Raw genomic sequence first — 15,269 nt, 5'->3', positions numbered from 1 at the left:
TTCACTTGTGCCGGAGGGTTCATGGGGCCTGCTTGCCTGGAAAGATCGCGGCGCATTAGATCGCGATACGATATAATTCAATGAGGACGGATCTAGTTTCGATGACCAGCGAATTGACCGATGCGGATTATGCCGCGCTCGCCGATTTTCGGCACGCGCTGCGGGAATTTCAGGCGTTCAGCGAGCGTCACGCCGCCGAATTCGGCCTGACGCCGCAGCAGCATCAGGCGCTGCTCGCCATCCGTGGCGCGCCCGCGGGCGCGGCGAGCATCGGCCATATCGCCGATCGCCTGATCGTGAAGCCGCACAGCGCATCCGGGCTGGTGGCGCGGCTTGAGGCGCTGGATCTCGTCGCGCGCCATGCCTCGCCGGAAGACGGGCGGCAGGCAATTCTCCGGTTGACCGCGAAATCGCGCAAATTGCTGTCGGCGCTTTCCTCGGCGCATCGCGAGGAAGTCGTCCGCCTACGCCCGCTGCTCAAGAACCTGCTCGACCGATTCTCCTGATCGCGCCGACCCGCGAAGACCCGCCCGGATATTGAAAAAATATCGTTTTACGATATATTACTCGGGAAAGGAGCGCGGCGCGTGGATGTCGTTGCGATCTTCGTTCAGGCGGCTGCGCTGATCGTCGGCAGCCTCGCGGCGGGCATGTTGCTGTGCTGGCTGTGCTGGTATCTGGCGAGGATCATCCATCATCCGGCGTGGGGGCCGCCGCTCGTCGCGATACCGATCCTGCTGCTATTGACCGGGCATTCGCCGCACGGGGAATTCCTGCGCGTGACGCTCGCGTTCGCGGCGATCTTCGCCGTGCCGTTCTGGATGGAGGGGCGGGCGTGGCGGCGGCGCTTCCGCGATCGCGCGGCTTCGGGCGGGGCTGCGCCTATTTCCCCTGCACGCGCCATTTCTGGATCGTCCGCTCGATAATCTCCTCCTCGTGCCCCACCTCGGTCCACAATCTGGAGAATAACGGATCGGCGGAGGCCGGGCGGCGCTCCTCCTCCAATGTGTCGAATGCCACGCGGATCGGGATGGATACGCCCTCGCCGCAGATCACGCATTCGCGATTGCGCAGCGCCGGAATCGCATCGAGGAAACCGCGCGCGCCTTCGGGCATCGCCGCGCGGACGAACGCCTGATCGCGATCATTGTTGAGGCGCATCGCCATGATCGTGCCGCACTGAGAAAGCACGCCTTCCGCGAGATCGGAGGGTCGCTGGGTGATGAGGCCAAGCGCCACGCCATATTTGCGGCCTTCCTTGGCGATGCGGCCAAGGATGCGCGAGACGGAGGTGGCGGCCTCGCGATCCGACGGGATGTAGCGATGCGCTTCTTCGCAGACGAGCAGGATCGGGCGTTGCGGCTCGTTGCGAGACCAGATCGCGAAATCGAACACCATGCGGCTGAGCATCGCGACCACCACGGAGGTGATCTCGCTCGGCACGCCGGACACGTCGATGATCGAGATCGGCTTGCCGTCGCCCGGCAGGCGGAACACGCGGGCGATGAAGCTCGCCATCGTATCCGCCACCAGCATCCCGGAGAACATGAAGCTGTAACGCGGATCGGCCTTGATCTCGTCGATCTTGGATTTGATGCGCAGATAGGGCGCGCTGTTGCTCGCCTTGTCCATCTTGCCCATCTCGGCCTGAAGGTGCGCGGAAAGATCGCTCAGCAGATAAGGCACCGGCGCATCGACCGTCAGCTTCGGGATCGCCTGGCCGGCGCGATTCTTGCCGCGCGCGGCGAGCAGGCATTTCGCGAGGATATCCGCATCCACCTGACGCTCGGCGCCGTCGGTGGTGAGGAACACCTCGCAATGCTCCTCGAAATTCATCAGCCAATACGGCATCTGAAGGTTCGATACGTCGTAAAGCGCGCCGTTGCCGCGGAACGCCGCCGCATATTCGCCATGCGGGTCGATCATCACGATATGGCCGTTGGGCGCGCGTTCGCAGATGCGGTGCAGGATCAGCGCGGCGGAAGTCGATTTGCCGGTGCCGGTCGAGCCGAGCAGCGCGAAATGCTTGCCGAGCATCGAATCGATGAACAGCGCGCCGCGAATATCCCGCGTGGGATAGACCGCGCCGATCTCGATATGCGCGCGGTCGTCGGCGGCATATACCTGCCTGAGATCGACGCGCGTTACCGGGAACACCTGCGCGCCGGGGGTGGGATAACGCGTGATGCCGCGCCTGAAGTGATAGAGCTTGCGGGTCAGCTTCTCCTCGCCGCCTTCGCCGAGGAAATCGACATCGGCGATGACGCGCCCGTCGTCGATGCTGTCGAGCCTGAGCGAGCGGATATTGGCGATCAGCCAGTTCGCGCCGACCGGCACCTTGATCTGCCCGCCGACCTGCCCGGCGCCTGCGACCAGCGGATCGGGATGATCGGCCAGCGCCGCCAGCGCCGCCATGTCGAACATCACCTTGCTCGATGAGCCGCCGATCTCCACCACCATCCCGATCGGATCGGGGAGCGCGTGGCTGTCGTGCGCCGCATCGGGCCTGTTTTCCAGAAAGGCGCCCGGCGCCGGCATCTCGGTCATGCGGATAAGTCCCACGGGATCAATCGAACCGGGGCATCATCGCCGGATTTGGTAAATTAAGGGTGAGACAGGCCGTCGTCGCTGTCACCGTCACACGCGGCGCGCGATCGCCCCCGCGCCCCAGCCGAGGAACACTGACAGCGCAACCGCGGTCAGCCCGTAGAGGAACGAGGATCGCTCCGCCGCGCGCGCGACGAAACGCTCGAAGCCGGATTTGCGCACGTCGATATCGCGCACTGCGGCGCCCAGCACCTTGCCGTCGCGGATCAGGAAGGTCTCGGCGGTGAATTTCCCCACCGGCACGCGCGCCGGGATATTCATTCGCGCGCGATACAGCACGCCATCGGTGATCTCCACCGCGTGCGGCGCCTCGTAATAGAGGTTGTTGCGCTGGCGCAGTTCGACCAGCCCGCGCGTGAAGCGATCCTGCACGTCGGGCGGCGCGGACGAGGTGGGGGAGAGTTGCAGACTGTCCAGCCCCAGTTCGTAGATCGCGCGCGTCCGGTCGTCGACCAGATCGCGGATCGGCCGCGACGAGGCTATCGCGTAAAAGCTCGGCGCGGAACTGTATCGTAGCCGATCAGCGTTGATCCAGATCCCCGCCACCTTCTCCTTCTCGCGGATCGTGATCGATTCCGACGGCCCCTTCACCACCACCACCACATCAATCGGATGATGGGCGTCGGCGCGCGGCTCGCCCGGGGGCAAAAGGATTGCGCCGAACAGTAGCAGTTCCGCGCCGGTGAAGCTGTACGCGATCTCGATCTCGCGCTGTGACACGTCGGGCACCAGTACCGGCTTTGCCTGAGCCATCATCAGCGGCGCGGCGAGCGCCAGCGCGAGGCCTGCGCGCTTCACGACAGATCCACCGTGTAGATCTCGTCCGGGCGCCACCCCAGCCCAAGCCCGATGCGGATCGCGACCAGCAGCACCATGATCGCCAGCGCCAGCCGGAGATATTCCGGCCGGGCTTTTTCCGCGAAGCGCGCCCCGATCTGCGCGCCGGCGACCGAGCCGAGCAGCAGCAGCCCGGCAAGCACGATATCCACCGCCTTGGTGGTGGTGGCGTGGACCATCGTGGCGACAGCGGTGACGAACAGGATCTGGAACAGCGAGGTGCCGACCACCACCTGCGTCGCCATGCCAAGCAGATAGATCATCGCCGGCACCAGCACGAAGCCGCCGCCGATGCCGAGCAGGATCGTCAGGATGCCCGTCGCCATGCCGAGCAGCAGCGGGGCGAGCGGCGAGATATAGAGGCCGGAACGATAGAAGCGCATCCGAAACGGCAGGCTGGCGACCAGCGGGTGATGTCGCCGCCGGCGCGGGTGTGCTGCGCTCTTGCCGTGGACGACACGAATCGCCCCGATCGATTCCTTGAGCATCAGCCCGCCGATCGACCCGAGCAGCAGGACATAGGTGATCGCGATCGTCGTATCTATCTGCCCGACCGATTGCAGCAGGCGGAACAGCCATGCTCCCAGGAACGAGCCGATGATGCCGCCCGCGACGAGCACCCCGCCCATCTTCACGTCCACCCCGTCGCGCCGGAAATAGGCGAAGACGCCCGAGACGCTCGCGCCCGTCACCTGGCTCGCCGCGCTGGCGGCGGCGACGGTCGGCGGGATGCCATAGACGATCAGCAGCGGCGTGGTGAGGAAACCGCCGCCGACTCCGAACATGCCTGAAAGCAACCCGACGCCCGCGCCAAGCGCGACGATCACGAGCGCGTTCACCGACAGATTGGCGATCGGCAGATAGAGATCCATGAAAGAGCGGTAAGCGTTTCGCGGCGCCGGTGGAAGATGCGCGCGTGCCGCCAATTGATGTGGTGGGGTTTCGCCGGTGCTTTTGCGGTTTCCGGCGCCCTAGAAATCCGCGCCGATCGACAGCGCCGGCCCCGATGACGGGGTAGCATCGCCGGCGATGCGCTGGCGCCAGTCGAGCGTGATGCGTAGCGGCACGATCGCGGGAACGGCCACGCTCGCCGAGGGGCCGATATCCAGCCGCGCCGCGCCGCGCTGTGCGCCGCCCCATGCACCGAGGCCGAGTTCGATGCGCGCCTTGCCGATCGCCGCGACCGGGCGGGTCACATGCGCGGCAGCGTCGACGAATCCCTCGCCGCCGTTGCGCCCGATCGCGCCCGCCTGCCCATAGCCGTCGAGCGAGAAACCAGCGGCGATCCGGGTGGAGGGAAGGCCCGCGATCACGCCAATGGCGGGGCCGCCGCGCCCGCCGGCAAGCGCGACGCGCTGTTCGGCGAACAAATGGACGGGCAAGGCGGTGGGCTGCCAGTCCAGCCCGATCGCGGCTTCGCGCTGGCGCATCGCCAGCGCCGAGGAAAGGCGCGCCGCGATCGCGACGCGCCGCGAATCGCCCAGCGCATAGGTAAGGCGCGCGCCGGCCTGGCTGCCGCCCAGTTGCGGCGTGAAGGGCGCTGCCGGCCCCGCGCCGCGTGCGATCAGCCACGCGCTGCCCGCAAGGCGCGCGCGCGTTGCGACTGGCCCGCGTTCCACCGGCAGCGGCGCCCCGATCGGGAACTGAGCAGTGGTGGGGGTGGCCCGGCCTGTTTCGACCGCAGCGACGAAGCGCGCCGGGACGATCAGCGGGACCGCTTGTTCGCTCGCATCGGCGATCGGGTGTGGCGGCGACAGGCGGGGCATCGTGGCGCGCGCGCGAACCGGACCGCGGCGCGATCCTCCATCGATGGAGCCGCCGAACGCCGGCGATGGCGGCTCGGCACGGGCCGGGCGCGAAACGGGCGCGGCGGACGAAGCCGCCATCAGCACTGCGGCGGGATCATAGGCCGGCCACAGGAGCGCCACGCGCACGCCGATCCAGCCGCCGACGATCACCATCACGAAGCGCAGCGGGCGGCTTTCGCCGATCATGGCGCTTTTTCCGCGAATTGCGCGGGATAGACATGAGCGGTCTTGTCCCATTTGGGCGCTCTGCCAGTGAGCAATGCGGCGTAGCGGATGACGGCGCGGCGCGCGGCAAGCAGCGAGACGATATTGCCGACGATCATGCGCGGTGGCGACCAGCACGCCTCGCGCCAGCCATAGCGGCGCGCGGTGAAGGCACAGCGCCACCCCACCCGCCACAGCAACAGCAGCAGATTGGCGAACAGCATCATCCGCGTGGCGTCGCTGGCCGCCGGCATGGCGCCACCGAGGATCGCATGACCCGCCATCGACAGCGCCCAGCCGACCAGCGCCGCATAACCAGCCGCCAGCACGATCACCGCCAGCGTCGCGCGGCGGTCCCTGATCCGCATCCAGTGATCGCCAAGATCGAGCGCGCGGCCCCAGCCCATGCGATCCCAGCCCGCGAGCGCGATGCCGGTCATCCATCGCGCCTTCTGCCGCACCGCCGCGCCGACCGTCGCGGGGAAATATTCGCGCACCGCGATCAGCGCGCCGCCCGGCGTTTCGCGCACCCGCGCGAAATGCGCGGCTTGGCCGGCGGCGGCGAGGCGCAGGCCGAGTTCGTAATCCTCGGTAAGGCTGTCCGCGTCGAACGGCGCGCCATGTTCGGCGCTGATCGCGATCAATGCGTCGCGCCGGATCGCGCAGCCCACCCCGGCGAAGGGCAGCCCCGCCCCAAGCGCGCCGCGCACCACCAGATCCTTGCCGTGCGCCTCGGCAAACTCCCCGCAATAATGGCCGGCGACGAGCGGCGATTCGGCGCGCGGCAGCGGCAATACCGGAATCTGCACCGCCGCATGTGCATCGAGATGCGCGTCGAACACGCTCAATTCGGCGGGATGCACCACGTCTTCGGCATCATGGAGCACGATCGCGTCGGGCGGCGGCGCGGCGCGGGCCAGCGCGCGCCACAAGGTGTTGAGGCAATCGGCCTTGGTCGTCGGTCCGGGGCGCTCGCCGATGACGAGGGCGATCCGGGAATCCGCCGCCGCGACCGTGGCGACCGCTTCGATCGTCGCGCGATCATTGGGGTAGCAGCCGACGAAGATGCGGAAATCGGGATGATCGAGCCGCGCCAGCGTGGTGCGCAGCATCGCGCCGATCACCGCGCTTTCGTCCCATGCGGGGACGAGGATCGCGAAGCGGCGCGGAAACGCGGGGCGCGGCAGGTCGTTGAGCGTCATCACGACGCCGCCCCGCGTCAGCCGCCGGACAAGCCACACCAGATCGACCAGCAGATCGTCGATGCCCCCGATCAGGAAACCGGCTGCCGCGAACAGCGTCGCTTCGCGCGTCGCCGCGTCGATCCAGCCGAGCACGAATGCCATCGCCCCCAAATACCGCTCTCCCGATTCGGCGGCAGGATTTTGGCATTTTGCGTAAGTTACGCAACCGTTACGATCATTTCGGGCCGGATGGCATTGCCGGTGCGCGGCGCGCGCGCCACATGGTGGGGGTGATCGTTACGCGCTTCGCTCCCTCGCCGACCGGGCGATTGCACCTCGGCCACGCCTGGTCCGCGATCCGCGCGCATGATTTCGCGCGCGCGCGCGGCGGGCGTTTCCTGCTGCGGATCGAGGATATAGACGGCACCCGCAGCCGCCCGGAGCATGTGACGACGATCGTTGACGATCTCCACTGGCTCGGGCTGGCGTGGGACGGGGAGATCGCCTTTCAGTCGCGCCGGCTCGATCATTATGCCGATGCGCTGGATCGGTTGCGCGCGATGGGGCTGCTCTATCCGTGCTTCTGCACCCGTGCGGAGATTTCCGCCGCCAGCCTCTCCGCGCCGCACCAGCCCGAACCCGTCTATCCCGGCACCTGTCGCGCGATCGACGCCCGCGCGCGAATGCACGAGCCGCATTGCTGGCGGATCGACATGGCGAAGGCGGTGGCGCGCGCCGGGCCGCTCGAATGGCGCGATCATGGCGCGGCGGTGGCCGCCGATCCGCTGGCGGCGGGGGACGTGGTGCTGGCGCGCAAGGACGCGCCGGCGAGCTATCATCTCGCGGTGACGGTGGACGATGCCGCGCAAGGCGTGAGCGACGTGATACGCGGGCGCGATCTGTTCGCCGCCACGCATGTCCACCGGCTGTTGCAGGCGCTGCTCGGTCTGCCGGTGCCGGCCTATCATCACCACGATCTGCTCGTCGGGCCGGATGGCGAGCGGCTCGCCAAGCGGCATGGCAGCCCCACGCTTGCCGCGCTGCGCGAGGCGGGTGAGGATGGGCGGGCGATCGCGGCAATGCTGCGCGCGGGGCGGCTTCCCATCACCATCACGAAGGCGTAGGAGAATCCGCCATGAAAATTTTCCTCATCATCCTGCTGGTATCAGCGATGATCGCCACGGTGGTCGCGCTGGTGCGCGGTGTGGTCACCTTTCTCCAGGGGGCGAGCGCCGAAGCGCGCGGCGAGGGCGGCACCGGCCCCAGCGCGACACAGCTCAAATCGAACCGGATGATGCAGCAGCGCATCCTGTTTCAGGCGCTGGCGATCCTGATCTGCGTGGTGCTGCTTTTCTCGATGGGCCGCACCTGAGCGATCCGGTTCCGGCGCCGGGCAACTCCTTTTCCCGGCGTCTCATCCAGTAAATCCCAGATGGGCGGACCGGCCGGGGAAAGCGTCGGTGCGGTGAGGGAAAAATGGTAAAACTCAACAAGATCTACACCCGTACCGGCGATGCGGGGACGACCGGGCTGGTCGATGGCACGCGCGTATCCAAGACGGATGCGCGGATGCAGGCGATCGGCGACGTTGACGAGGCGAATTCCGCGATCGGCGTGGCGATCGCCGGGCTGGCGGGCGATCACGCGCTGGCGGCGGCGCTTGGCCGAATCCAGAACGATCTGTTCGATCTCGGCGCCGATCTCGCGACACCCGGCGAGGATTTCACCCCGACCGAGATGACGCTGCGCATCGTGCCCGCGCAGATCGAGCGACTGGAGGCGGAGATCGACGCGATGAACGCGGGCGTGCCCCCCCTGCGCAGCTTCATCCTGCCCGGTGGTGCGGCGGCGGCGTTGCATCTGGCGCGCGCGATTTCGCGGCGCGCGGAGCGATCGGCGGTGGCGATCGGCGCGGGCGCCAATCCTCAGGCGCTGATCTATCTCAATCGCCTGTCCGATTTCCTGTTCGTCGCGTGTCGCGTGGTAAACCTGCGCGCTGGGGGCGACGTACTGTGGGTGCCCGGCGGCTCGCGATAGGGCCGCGCGGACTCAGCCGGCCTTCAACTCCACCGCGATGATGCGAAGGTCGCATTGGCCGATATTCTCGACCGAGTGAGGGACGAGCGGCGGCAGCCATAGCGCCTCGCCCGGCGCGGGCCGGCGCGCCATCGTGCGCGAATCCATGACGATGTTCCCATCGGCGTCGCGCCGCACGAAATCGCTCCAGCTCATCACATAGAGCGCCGCCGGCGCGCCGTGCGTGTGGACCGGCGTTCGTTTACCCGGCTCCAGCCGCGTGTCGAGCACCCGCACCCGATCATTTTCGAGCAAAATCCGGTGATGATTCGGCGCCGCGATCATCGCGTCCAGCGCGCCTGCGTCTTGAGCAACAGCCATGGTTTCACCTGCCTGCCGGCGCGATATAGCATGGCGCAGCGGGCGGGTCGCGCCGAATGTCCGTTTCCTGTGGGCGAGCCATCGGCCCCCGGCGAACCCGACCCTTCCCCCGCGCGGCGCGACGGGCTATGGCCGGCGGCGAATTGCCATGAGCACCACCTCGCCCCTTCTGCCGCCAGCCCATTGGCGGGATTTCCTGGCGCTGACCAAGCCCAGGGTGATGACGCTTGTTGTCTTTACCGGCCTGTGCGGCCTGCTCGCCGCGCCGGCGGTCGACGGGCATCACATCAATGCCGTGCTAGGCTTCACCGCGATCTTGTGCATCGCGCTCGGCGCGGGTGCTGCGGGGGCGCTCAACCAATGGTATGAAGCGGATATCGACGCGGTGATGCGCCGCACCGCCGAACGCCCGCTGCCCGCCGGGCGGATGGAGCGGCAGGCGGCGCTGCACTTCGGCGTCGGGCTGGGCGCATTCTCCGTGATCCTGATGGGGCTGGCGATCAACGTGCTGGCGGCGGCGATCCTTGCGGTGTCGATCCTGTTCTACGTGCTGATCTACACGGTATGGCTGAAGCCGCGCACGCCGCAGAATATCGTGATCGGCGGCGCGGCGGGCGCCTTCCCGCCGCTGATCGGCTGGGCGGCGGCGACCGGGCATGTCACCTTGCTGCCGCTGCTGTTGTTCCTGCTCGTTTTTCTGTGGACGCCGCCGCATTTCTGGGCGCTCGCGCTGTTCGTGAAGACCGATTACGCCAATGCCGGCATCCCGATGCTCCCAGTGGTGGCGGGAGAACGCACCACGCGGCACCAGATCGGGCTTTATACGATCCCGATGGCGGTGGCGGCGGTGCTGCCCTGGCCGCTCGGCCTGTCGGGCGCGATCTATGGCGTGGTGTCGATTGTCACCACGGCATGGTTCGGGTTGCTTGCGTTGCGCGTCGCGATCCGCAAGGCGGGGCCGGATGACGCGATGAAGCCTGAAAAGGCGTTGTTCAAATATTCGATTCTCTACCTGTTCGTCGTTTTCGGCGCGCTGGTGATTGATCGGTGGGTGGCATGAACAGGGACGATGAAGAACTGATCCGCCAGCGCCAGAAGGGCCGCGCGATCGTGATGGCGCTGCTGCTAGGCGCGTTCGTCATCCTGGTGTTCGCGATCACCCTGGTGAAGATCAAGGCGGGGATGGCGGCAAAGTGAAGATGGCGCGCACCACGCGCACCGCGCTGCTCGCGGTGCTCTGCATCTGTTTCATGACCGGGCTCGCCTTCGCCAGCGTGCCGCTCTACCGCCTGTTCTGTCAGGTCACCGGGCTGAACGGCACCACGCAGCGCGGGCTGGTGGCGCCCGGCAGCGTACACCGGCAAATCCGCATCGACTTCGACGCCAACACCAGCACGCGCCTGCCGTGGCGTTTCGCGCCGGAGCAGGAGAGCGAAACGGTCGACGTGGGCGCGCGCGACATGGCGTTCTTCACCGCCACCAATCGCGCCGCCGTGCCGATCACCGGCACCGCGACCTATAATGTAACGCCTTATCAGGCGGGCAAATATTTCACCAAGATCGAATGCTTCTGCTTCACGCAGCAGACGCTGAAACCGGGCGAGACGGTGCGTATGCCGGTGATCTTCTTCGTCGATCCGAAGATATTGACCGATCCCGACACCAAGGATGTCGAGACGATCACGCTAAGTTACACATTTTACCCGGTGGATTCCGGCAAAACCGCAAGCTAGAGAACCAGCCACTTAGGAACAGGGAACGCAACGAATGGCCGGCGCGAAGAACCACGATTATCATATCCTGCCCCCCGATCCGTGGCCGCTGATCGGCTCGTTCTCCGCGCTCGCGATGGCGGCCGGCGGCATCATGTGGATGCACGGCGGCCATGTCGGCAAGCCAAACGGTGGCGGCTATCTGTTCTTCGCCGGGCTGGTGGCCGTGCTGTTCACCATGTTCTGCTGGTGGCGCAACGTCATCAAGGAAGCGCATCACGGCGATCACACGCCGGTGGTGCAGCTCCACTTCCGCTATGGCATGATCCTGTTCATCGCTTCGGAAGTGATGTTCTTCGTCGGCTGGTTCTGGGCCTATTTCGATTTCGCACTGTTCCCGGCGGCGATCAGCTACGCGAACGGCCAGGTCGAACATGCGGTGGAAGGCGCCGCCGCGATCGCGGCGCAATGGCCGCCCAAGGGGCTGGAGGTAATCAACGCCTTCGAGCTTCCGCTGCTCAACACGCTGATCCTGCTGACCAGCGGCACCACCGTCACCTGGGCGCATCATGCGCTGATCCACAATCACCGCGGCGGCGAGAAGGTCGGTCTGTGGGGGCTGCTCGGCGTCGGCAATCGCGACAGCGTGCTGAAGGGCCTGTGGCTGACGATCGTGCTCGGCCTGATCTTCACCTCGATCCAGGCATATGAATACATTCACGCGCCATTCCCGTTCAAGGGGCTGAACTATGGCGCCGCCTTCTTCATGGCGACCGGGTTCCACGGCTTCCACGTCATCATCGGCACGATCTTCCTGATCGTGTGCCTGATCCGCGCGTACAAGGGCGATTTCACCCCGCGCCAGCATTTTGGCTTCGAGGCGGCGGCGTGGTATTGGCATTTCGTCGACGTGGTGTGGCTGTTCCTTTTCGTCGCCATCTACGTTTGGGGCGGCTGGGGCGCGCCGGTCCACGGTGGCTGAGCCGGACGGGGTTTCCGGGCGGGTGGAGACACCCGCCGGTACGGCAATCCCGGACGAGAACGAGCCGGGCGCGGTGGCGACGAGCCAGCCGCGCCCGTTCGATTGCGGCCTCAAAGGGCTGTGCCCGCGCTGTGGCGTGAAGACCTTGTTCGCCGGCTGGATCAAATTCGCGGATCGCTGCCGCGCCTGCGGCCTCGATTATGCCGCGTTCAACGTCGGCGACGGGCCGGCGGCGTTTCTTACGCTGATCCTTGGCGCGCTGGTCACGATCGGGGCGGTTGCGTTGGAGCTGACCGTCGGGCCGCCATTGTGGTTCCAGCTTCTGCTGTGGACGCCGGTGACGCTGGCTGGCGTCATCCTGAGCCTCCGGATCGCCAAGGGCGGGCTGATCGCGCTCGAATATCGCAACGCCGCGCGTGAAGGGCGATTGAAGCAATGAAGCGCTGGCCGGTGATCCCCACGATCCTCGTCACGTTCGCGATCGCGGCGATGATCGGGCTGGGGTTGTGGCAGCTCCTTATCCGCCTGCCCGAGAAAGAGGCGCAACTCGCGCAGCTTGCCGCGAACCCCGCCAAGCCGGCGATCGCCTTCCCGCGATTCCCCGATGATTCGCTGCTGTTCCGCAAGGCGAGCGGCTTTTGCCTGTCGGTCGCGCGAATCGAGCGGGCAGGGGCGGGCAATGCGGGGTATCGTCTGATCGCGCATTGCCGCACCGGCGCGGAAGGGCCGGGGATGCTAGTGCAACTCGGCACCACCCGCGATCCCGACGCCAAGGTCGCGTGGAACGGCGGCAGGGTGAGCGGCTGGATCAGCCATGCGCCCGATGCGCGCCCGCTGATCGCGGGGCTGTTCGATCATATGCCGCGCGCGTTGTTGCTCGTCGCCGATGCGCCCGCGCCGGGGCTGGCCGCGAACACCCGGCCCGATATCGGCATCGTGCCCAACAATCACTTCGCTTATGCGTTTCAATGGTTCTTCTTCGCGGGCGTCGCGGGCGTGATCTATGTGCTCGCGGTGCGGCGGAGGATTGCCCGCGCGGGCGACGCGCGTTAGGCGCGCCACTCATGCGCTATATCTCCACTCGCGGCGCCGCGCCCGCGCTCGATTTCCGCGACGTAACGCTCGCCGGCCTCGCCTCCGACGGGGGGCTGTACGTCCCAGCGCAATGGCCGGTGCTCAGCCGGGACGAGATCGCCGCGCTCGCGGGCCTGTCCTATGTCGATACGGCGGTGGCGGTGATGGCGTCGTTCGTCGCGGGCAGCCTGACGCGCGATGAGTTGAAGGCGCTGTGCGCCGCCGCTTACGCCCGGTTCGATCATGCCGCCGTCACCCCGCTGGTCCAGCTCGATCACGATCAATGGCTGCTTGAGCTGTTCCACGGCCCGACGCTGGCGTTCAAGGATGTCGCGCTGCAATTGCTCGGGCTGCTGTTCGAGAAGTTCCTGGCGGGATCGAACAAGCATCTCACGATCGTCGGCGCGACATCGGGTGACACTGGATCGGCCGCGATCGACGCGGTGGCGGGGCGCGCGGGCGTCGATATCTTCATGCTCCACCCCGAAGGCCGGGTGAGCGAGGTGCAGCGCCGCCAGATGACCACCGTTGGCGCGCCCAACGTCCATAATATCGCGATCCGCGGCGATTTCGACCAGGCGCAGGCGCTGGTGAAGGCGATGTTCAACGATCCCGGCTTTTCGGGGCGCTTCAACCTGTCGGCGGTCAATTCGATCAACTGGGCGCGGCTGATGGCGCAGGTGGTCTATTATTTCTACGCCGCCGTGCGGCTCGGCGCGCCGGAGCGTTCGGTGGCGTTCAGTGTGCCAACGGGCAATTTCGGCGACGTTTTCGCCGGCTATGTCGCGGCGAAGATGGGGCTGCCGGTGGCGAAGCTGGTCGTCGCCACCAACGTGAACGATATCCTCGCGCGCGCGCTGGCGAGCGGCGATTATTCGTGCCGTGATGTGGTGCCGACGCCGACGCCGTCGATGGATATCCAGGTTTCCTCCAATTTTGAGCGGCTGCTGTTCGATCTCGGCGGGCGCGATGGCGCGAGCCTTGCCGAGCAGATGCGCGGGTTCGAGGCGACGCGCGCGATGCGCCTGAGCAACGCGCAGCAGCAGGGCGCGGCGACATTGTTCGCCAGCGAGCGTGTCGATGTGGACGATATGGCGCTGGCGATGCGCTGGGCGAGCGAGCGCGCCGGCCAGGTGATCGACCCGCACAGCGCGATCGGCCTCGCCGCCGCGCGACGGCAAGCGGGCGACGTGCCGATGGTGACGCTGGCGACCGCGCATCCGGCCAAGTTCCGCGACGCGGTGGAGCGCGCGACCGGCATCCGTCCGTCGCTCCCCGCGCGGGTCGGCGATCTGTTCGAGCGCGAGGAGCGTTATGTCACGCTCGATGCGACGTTCGATGCGGTGAGCGGCTATATCGCCGGGCTGGCCACCCCTCGCGGATGAGCGCAGCGTGATCCTCGATACTCTCGTCGGTGAGCCATGGGCAGATTACGGCCTGATTGATTCGGGGCACGGCCGGAAGCTGGAACGCTATGGCCGCTTCCGTTTCATCCGCCCGGAGCCGCAGGCGTTATGGGCGCCGGCGACCGCGGACTGGCGCGCGCATGGCGAGTTCGTGCCGGGCAGCGATGAGGACGGCGGCGGGCAATGGCGCTTTGCCGAGCCGGTGCCGCATGATGGCTGGCCGCTGTCGTGGCGGGAGGTGCGCTTCACCGCGCAGACCACGCCGTTCCGCCATCTCGGCTTCTTCCCGGATATGGCGCCGGTATGGGGCTGGATGCGCGAGCAACTCGCCGGGCGCGACGATCCGGAATGCCTCAATCTGTTTGGCTATACCGGCGTGGGCACGCTCGCCATGTCGGCGATCGGCGCGCGGATGGTGCATGTTGATGCGTCCAAGAAATCGGTCGAGGCGGCGCGCGGCAATGCCATGCTCTCCGGCCTCGCCGATGCGCCGGTGCGCTGGATGATCGACGATGCGGCGAAGTTCGTCGCGCGCGAGGTGCGGCGCGGGCGGCGCTATGACGGCATATTGCTCGATCCGCCGAAATACGGGCGCGGGCCGACCGGCGAAGTGTGGCGGCTGGAGGAAAATCTCCCGGCGTTGATCGCCGATTGCCGCAAGCTGCTGGATGCCGAATCGCGCTATCTGTTCCTCACCGTCTATGCCGTGCGCATGTCCGCGCTGGCGATCGGCGAGATGCTGCGCCAGGCGTTCGCGGACTTGCCGGGCAAGGTTGAGGCGGGCGAACTCGGCGTGCGCGAGGAAGCGCGCGGGCTGGTGCTCCCCACTGCGATCTGGGCGCGCTGGTCGCGGGAGTGAGGGCGCAAAGTTCGCGAAGTTCACACGAGTGAAGCTGCGCAGGGCCGGTGGCCCGCACGGTCAGGCGATGCCACAGGCCGCCCGATGTGCGGCGAGTCTATCACGGGCAGGCGCGTGTAGGGTAGGGGACGCAGCGGCGGGGATTGGGTGGAAAAGCGACAGTCCGGTCTTGGCCGATTGAACCGGATTGCAGACATGA

The 15,269-nt window shown here is 67.0% G+C and carries 19 protein-coding genes; 13 read left to right on the top strand and 6 right to left on the bottom strand.

Going from position 1 to position 15,269, the window contains the following annotated elements; translation table 11 throughout:
- Positions 1-80: 80 nt before the first annotated feature.
- Both Q0316_RS08355 and Q0316_RS08350 read left to right on the top strand, forming a co-directional pair.
- Positions 81-506, top strand: coding sequence for a MarR family transcriptional regulator (locus tag Q0316_RS08355; protein ID WP_298671257.1), 426 nt, complete (start codon positions 81-83; stop codon positions 504-506).
- Positions 507-587: 81 nt separating this feature from the next.
- On the top strand, positions 588-926 hold the full coding sequence (locus Q0316_RS08350; protein ID WP_298671255.1) for a hypothetical protein: 339 nt from the start codon (positions 588-590) through the stop codon (positions 924-926).
- Here the strand turns inward: Q0316_RS08350 and Q0316_RS08345 are convergent.
- The 5 genes from Q0316_RS08345 to Q0316_RS08325 all read right to left on the bottom strand — a co-directional run bounded on the left by Q0316_RS08345 (position 883) and on the right by Q0316_RS08325 (position 6,802).
- On the bottom strand, positions 883-2,547 hold the full coding sequence (locus tag Q0316_RS08345) for a DUF87 domain-containing protein (RefSeq protein WP_298671253.1): 1,665 nt from the start codon (positions 2,545-2,547) through the stop codon (positions 883-885). The two genes, Q0316_RS08350 and Q0316_RS08345, sit on opposite strands and share 44 nt — an antisense overlap.
- A 90-nt stretch (positions 2,548-2,637) precedes the next feature.
- Positions 2,638-3,405, bottom strand: a complete 768-nt coding sequence (locus Q0316_RS08340; protein ID WP_298671252.1) for a TIGR02186 family protein — start codon at positions 3,403-3,405, stop codon at positions 2,638-2,640.
- Positions 3,402-4,316, bottom strand: a complete 915-nt coding sequence (locus Q0316_RS08335) for a sulfite exporter TauE/SafE family protein (protein WP_298671250.1) — start codon at positions 4,314-4,316, stop codon at positions 3,402-3,404. Before Q0316_RS08335 ends, Q0316_RS08340 begins: the two co-directional genes overlap by 4 nt.
- A 99-nt stretch (positions 4,317-4,415) precedes the next feature.
- Positions 4,416-5,438, bottom strand: a complete 1,023-nt coding sequence (locus Q0316_RS08330) for a hypothetical protein (RefSeq protein WP_298671249.1) — start codon at positions 5,436-5,438, stop codon at positions 4,416-4,418.
- Positions 5,435-6,802, bottom strand: coding sequence for a glycosyl transferase family protein (locus tag Q0316_RS08325; RefSeq protein ID WP_298671247.1), 1,368 nt, complete (start codon positions 6,800-6,802; stop codon positions 5,435-5,437). Before Q0316_RS08325 ends, Q0316_RS08330 begins: the two co-directional genes overlap by 4 nt.
- Positions 6,803-6,921: 119 nt before the next feature.
- On the opposite strand from Q0316_RS08325, the gene gluQRS reads away from it, so the two are divergent.
- The 3 genes from gluQRS to Q0316_RS08310 all read left to right on the top strand — a co-directional run bounded on the left by gluQRS (position 6,922) and on the right by Q0316_RS08310 (position 8,677).
- Positions 6,922-7,764, top strand: coding sequence for a tRNA glutamyl-Q(34) synthetase GluQRS (gene gluQRS / locus Q0316_RS08320; protein ID WP_298671302.1), 843 nt, complete (start codon positions 6,922-6,924; stop codon positions 7,762-7,764).
- 11 nt (positions 7,765-7,775) lie between these two features.
- Positions 7,776-8,012, top strand: a complete 237-nt coding sequence (locus tag Q0316_RS08315) for a twin transmembrane helix small protein (RefSeq protein ID WP_298671245.1) — start codon at positions 7,776-7,778, stop codon at positions 8,010-8,012.
- A 104-nt stretch (positions 8,013-8,116) separates the two neighbouring features.
- Positions 8,117-8,677, top strand: coding sequence for a cob(I)yrinic acid a,c-diamide adenosyltransferase (locus tag Q0316_RS08310; protein ID WP_298671244.1), 561 nt, complete (start codon positions 8,117-8,119; stop codon positions 8,675-8,677).
- 12 nt (positions 8,678-8,689) lie between these two features.
- On the opposite strand, the gene Q0316_RS08305 is transcribed toward Q0316_RS08310, so the two are convergent.
- The gene (locus Q0316_RS08305) at positions 8,690-9,037 is read right to left on the bottom strand and encodes a hypothetical protein (RefSeq protein WP_298671243.1); all 348 of its coding nucleotides are present in this window, start codon (positions 9,035-9,037) and stop codon (positions 8,690-8,692) included.
- A gap of 148 nt (positions 9,038-9,185) precedes the next feature.
- Between Q0316_RS08305 and Q0316_RS08300 the strand changes: the two genes are divergently transcribed.
- The 8 genes from Q0316_RS08300 (at position 9,186) to Q0316_RS08265 (ending at position 15,070) form a co-directional block, all read left to right on the top strand.
- Entirely contained in the window at positions 9,186-10,097 is a 912-nt protein-coding gene (locus tag Q0316_RS08300; protein WP_298671241.1) for a heme o synthase, read from the top strand.
- Entirely contained in the window at positions 10,094-10,234 is a 141-nt protein-coding gene (locus Q0316_RS08295; protein WP_298671240.1) for a hypothetical protein, read from the top strand. Before Q0316_RS08300 ends, Q0316_RS08295 begins: the two co-directional genes overlap by 4 nt.
- Before the next feature lie 2 nt (positions 10,235-10,236).
- The gene (locus Q0316_RS08290) at positions 10,237-10,770 is read left to right on the top strand and encodes a cytochrome c oxidase assembly protein (protein ID WP_298671238.1); all 534 of its coding nucleotides are present in this window, start codon (positions 10,237-10,239) and stop codon (positions 10,768-10,770) included.
- 34 nt (positions 10,771-10,804) lie between these two features.
- Complete coding sequence (locus Q0316_RS08285; RefSeq protein WP_298671237.1) at positions 10,805-11,731, top strand: cytochrome c oxidase subunit 3; 927 nt, start codon at positions 10,805-10,807, stop codon at positions 11,729-11,731.
- A gap of 73 nt (positions 11,732-11,804) precedes the next feature.
- Entirely contained in the window at positions 11,805-12,170 is a 366-nt protein-coding gene (locus tag Q0316_RS08280) for a DUF983 domain-containing protein (RefSeq protein WP_298671301.1), read from the top strand.
- Positions 12,167-12,784, top strand: a complete 618-nt coding sequence (locus Q0316_RS08275) for an SURF1 family cytochrome oxidase biogenesis protein (protein ID WP_298671235.1) — start codon at positions 12,167-12,169, stop codon at positions 12,782-12,784. Before Q0316_RS08280 ends, Q0316_RS08275 begins: the two co-directional genes overlap by 4 nt.
- 11 nt (positions 12,785-12,795) lie before the next feature.
- Complete coding sequence (gene thrC, locus Q0316_RS08270; RefSeq protein WP_298671233.1) at positions 12,796-14,190, top strand: threonine synthase; 1,395 nt, start codon at positions 12,796-12,798, stop codon at positions 14,188-14,190.
- 7 nt (positions 14,191-14,197) lie between these two features.
- Complete coding sequence (locus tag Q0316_RS08265; protein WP_298671230.1) at positions 14,198-15,070, top strand: class I SAM-dependent methyltransferase; 873 nt, start codon at positions 14,198-14,200, stop codon at positions 15,068-15,070.
- Positions 15,071-15,269: the final 199 nt, after the last annotated feature.

The sequence above is a fragment of the uncultured Sphingomonas sp. genome (assembly GCF_937871615.1).
Taxonomy (GTDB): domain Bacteria; phylum Pseudomonadota; class Alphaproteobacteria; order Sphingomonadales; family Sphingomonadaceae; genus Sphingomonas.
This window is presented reverse-complemented; position numbering and strand designations above follow the sequence as displayed.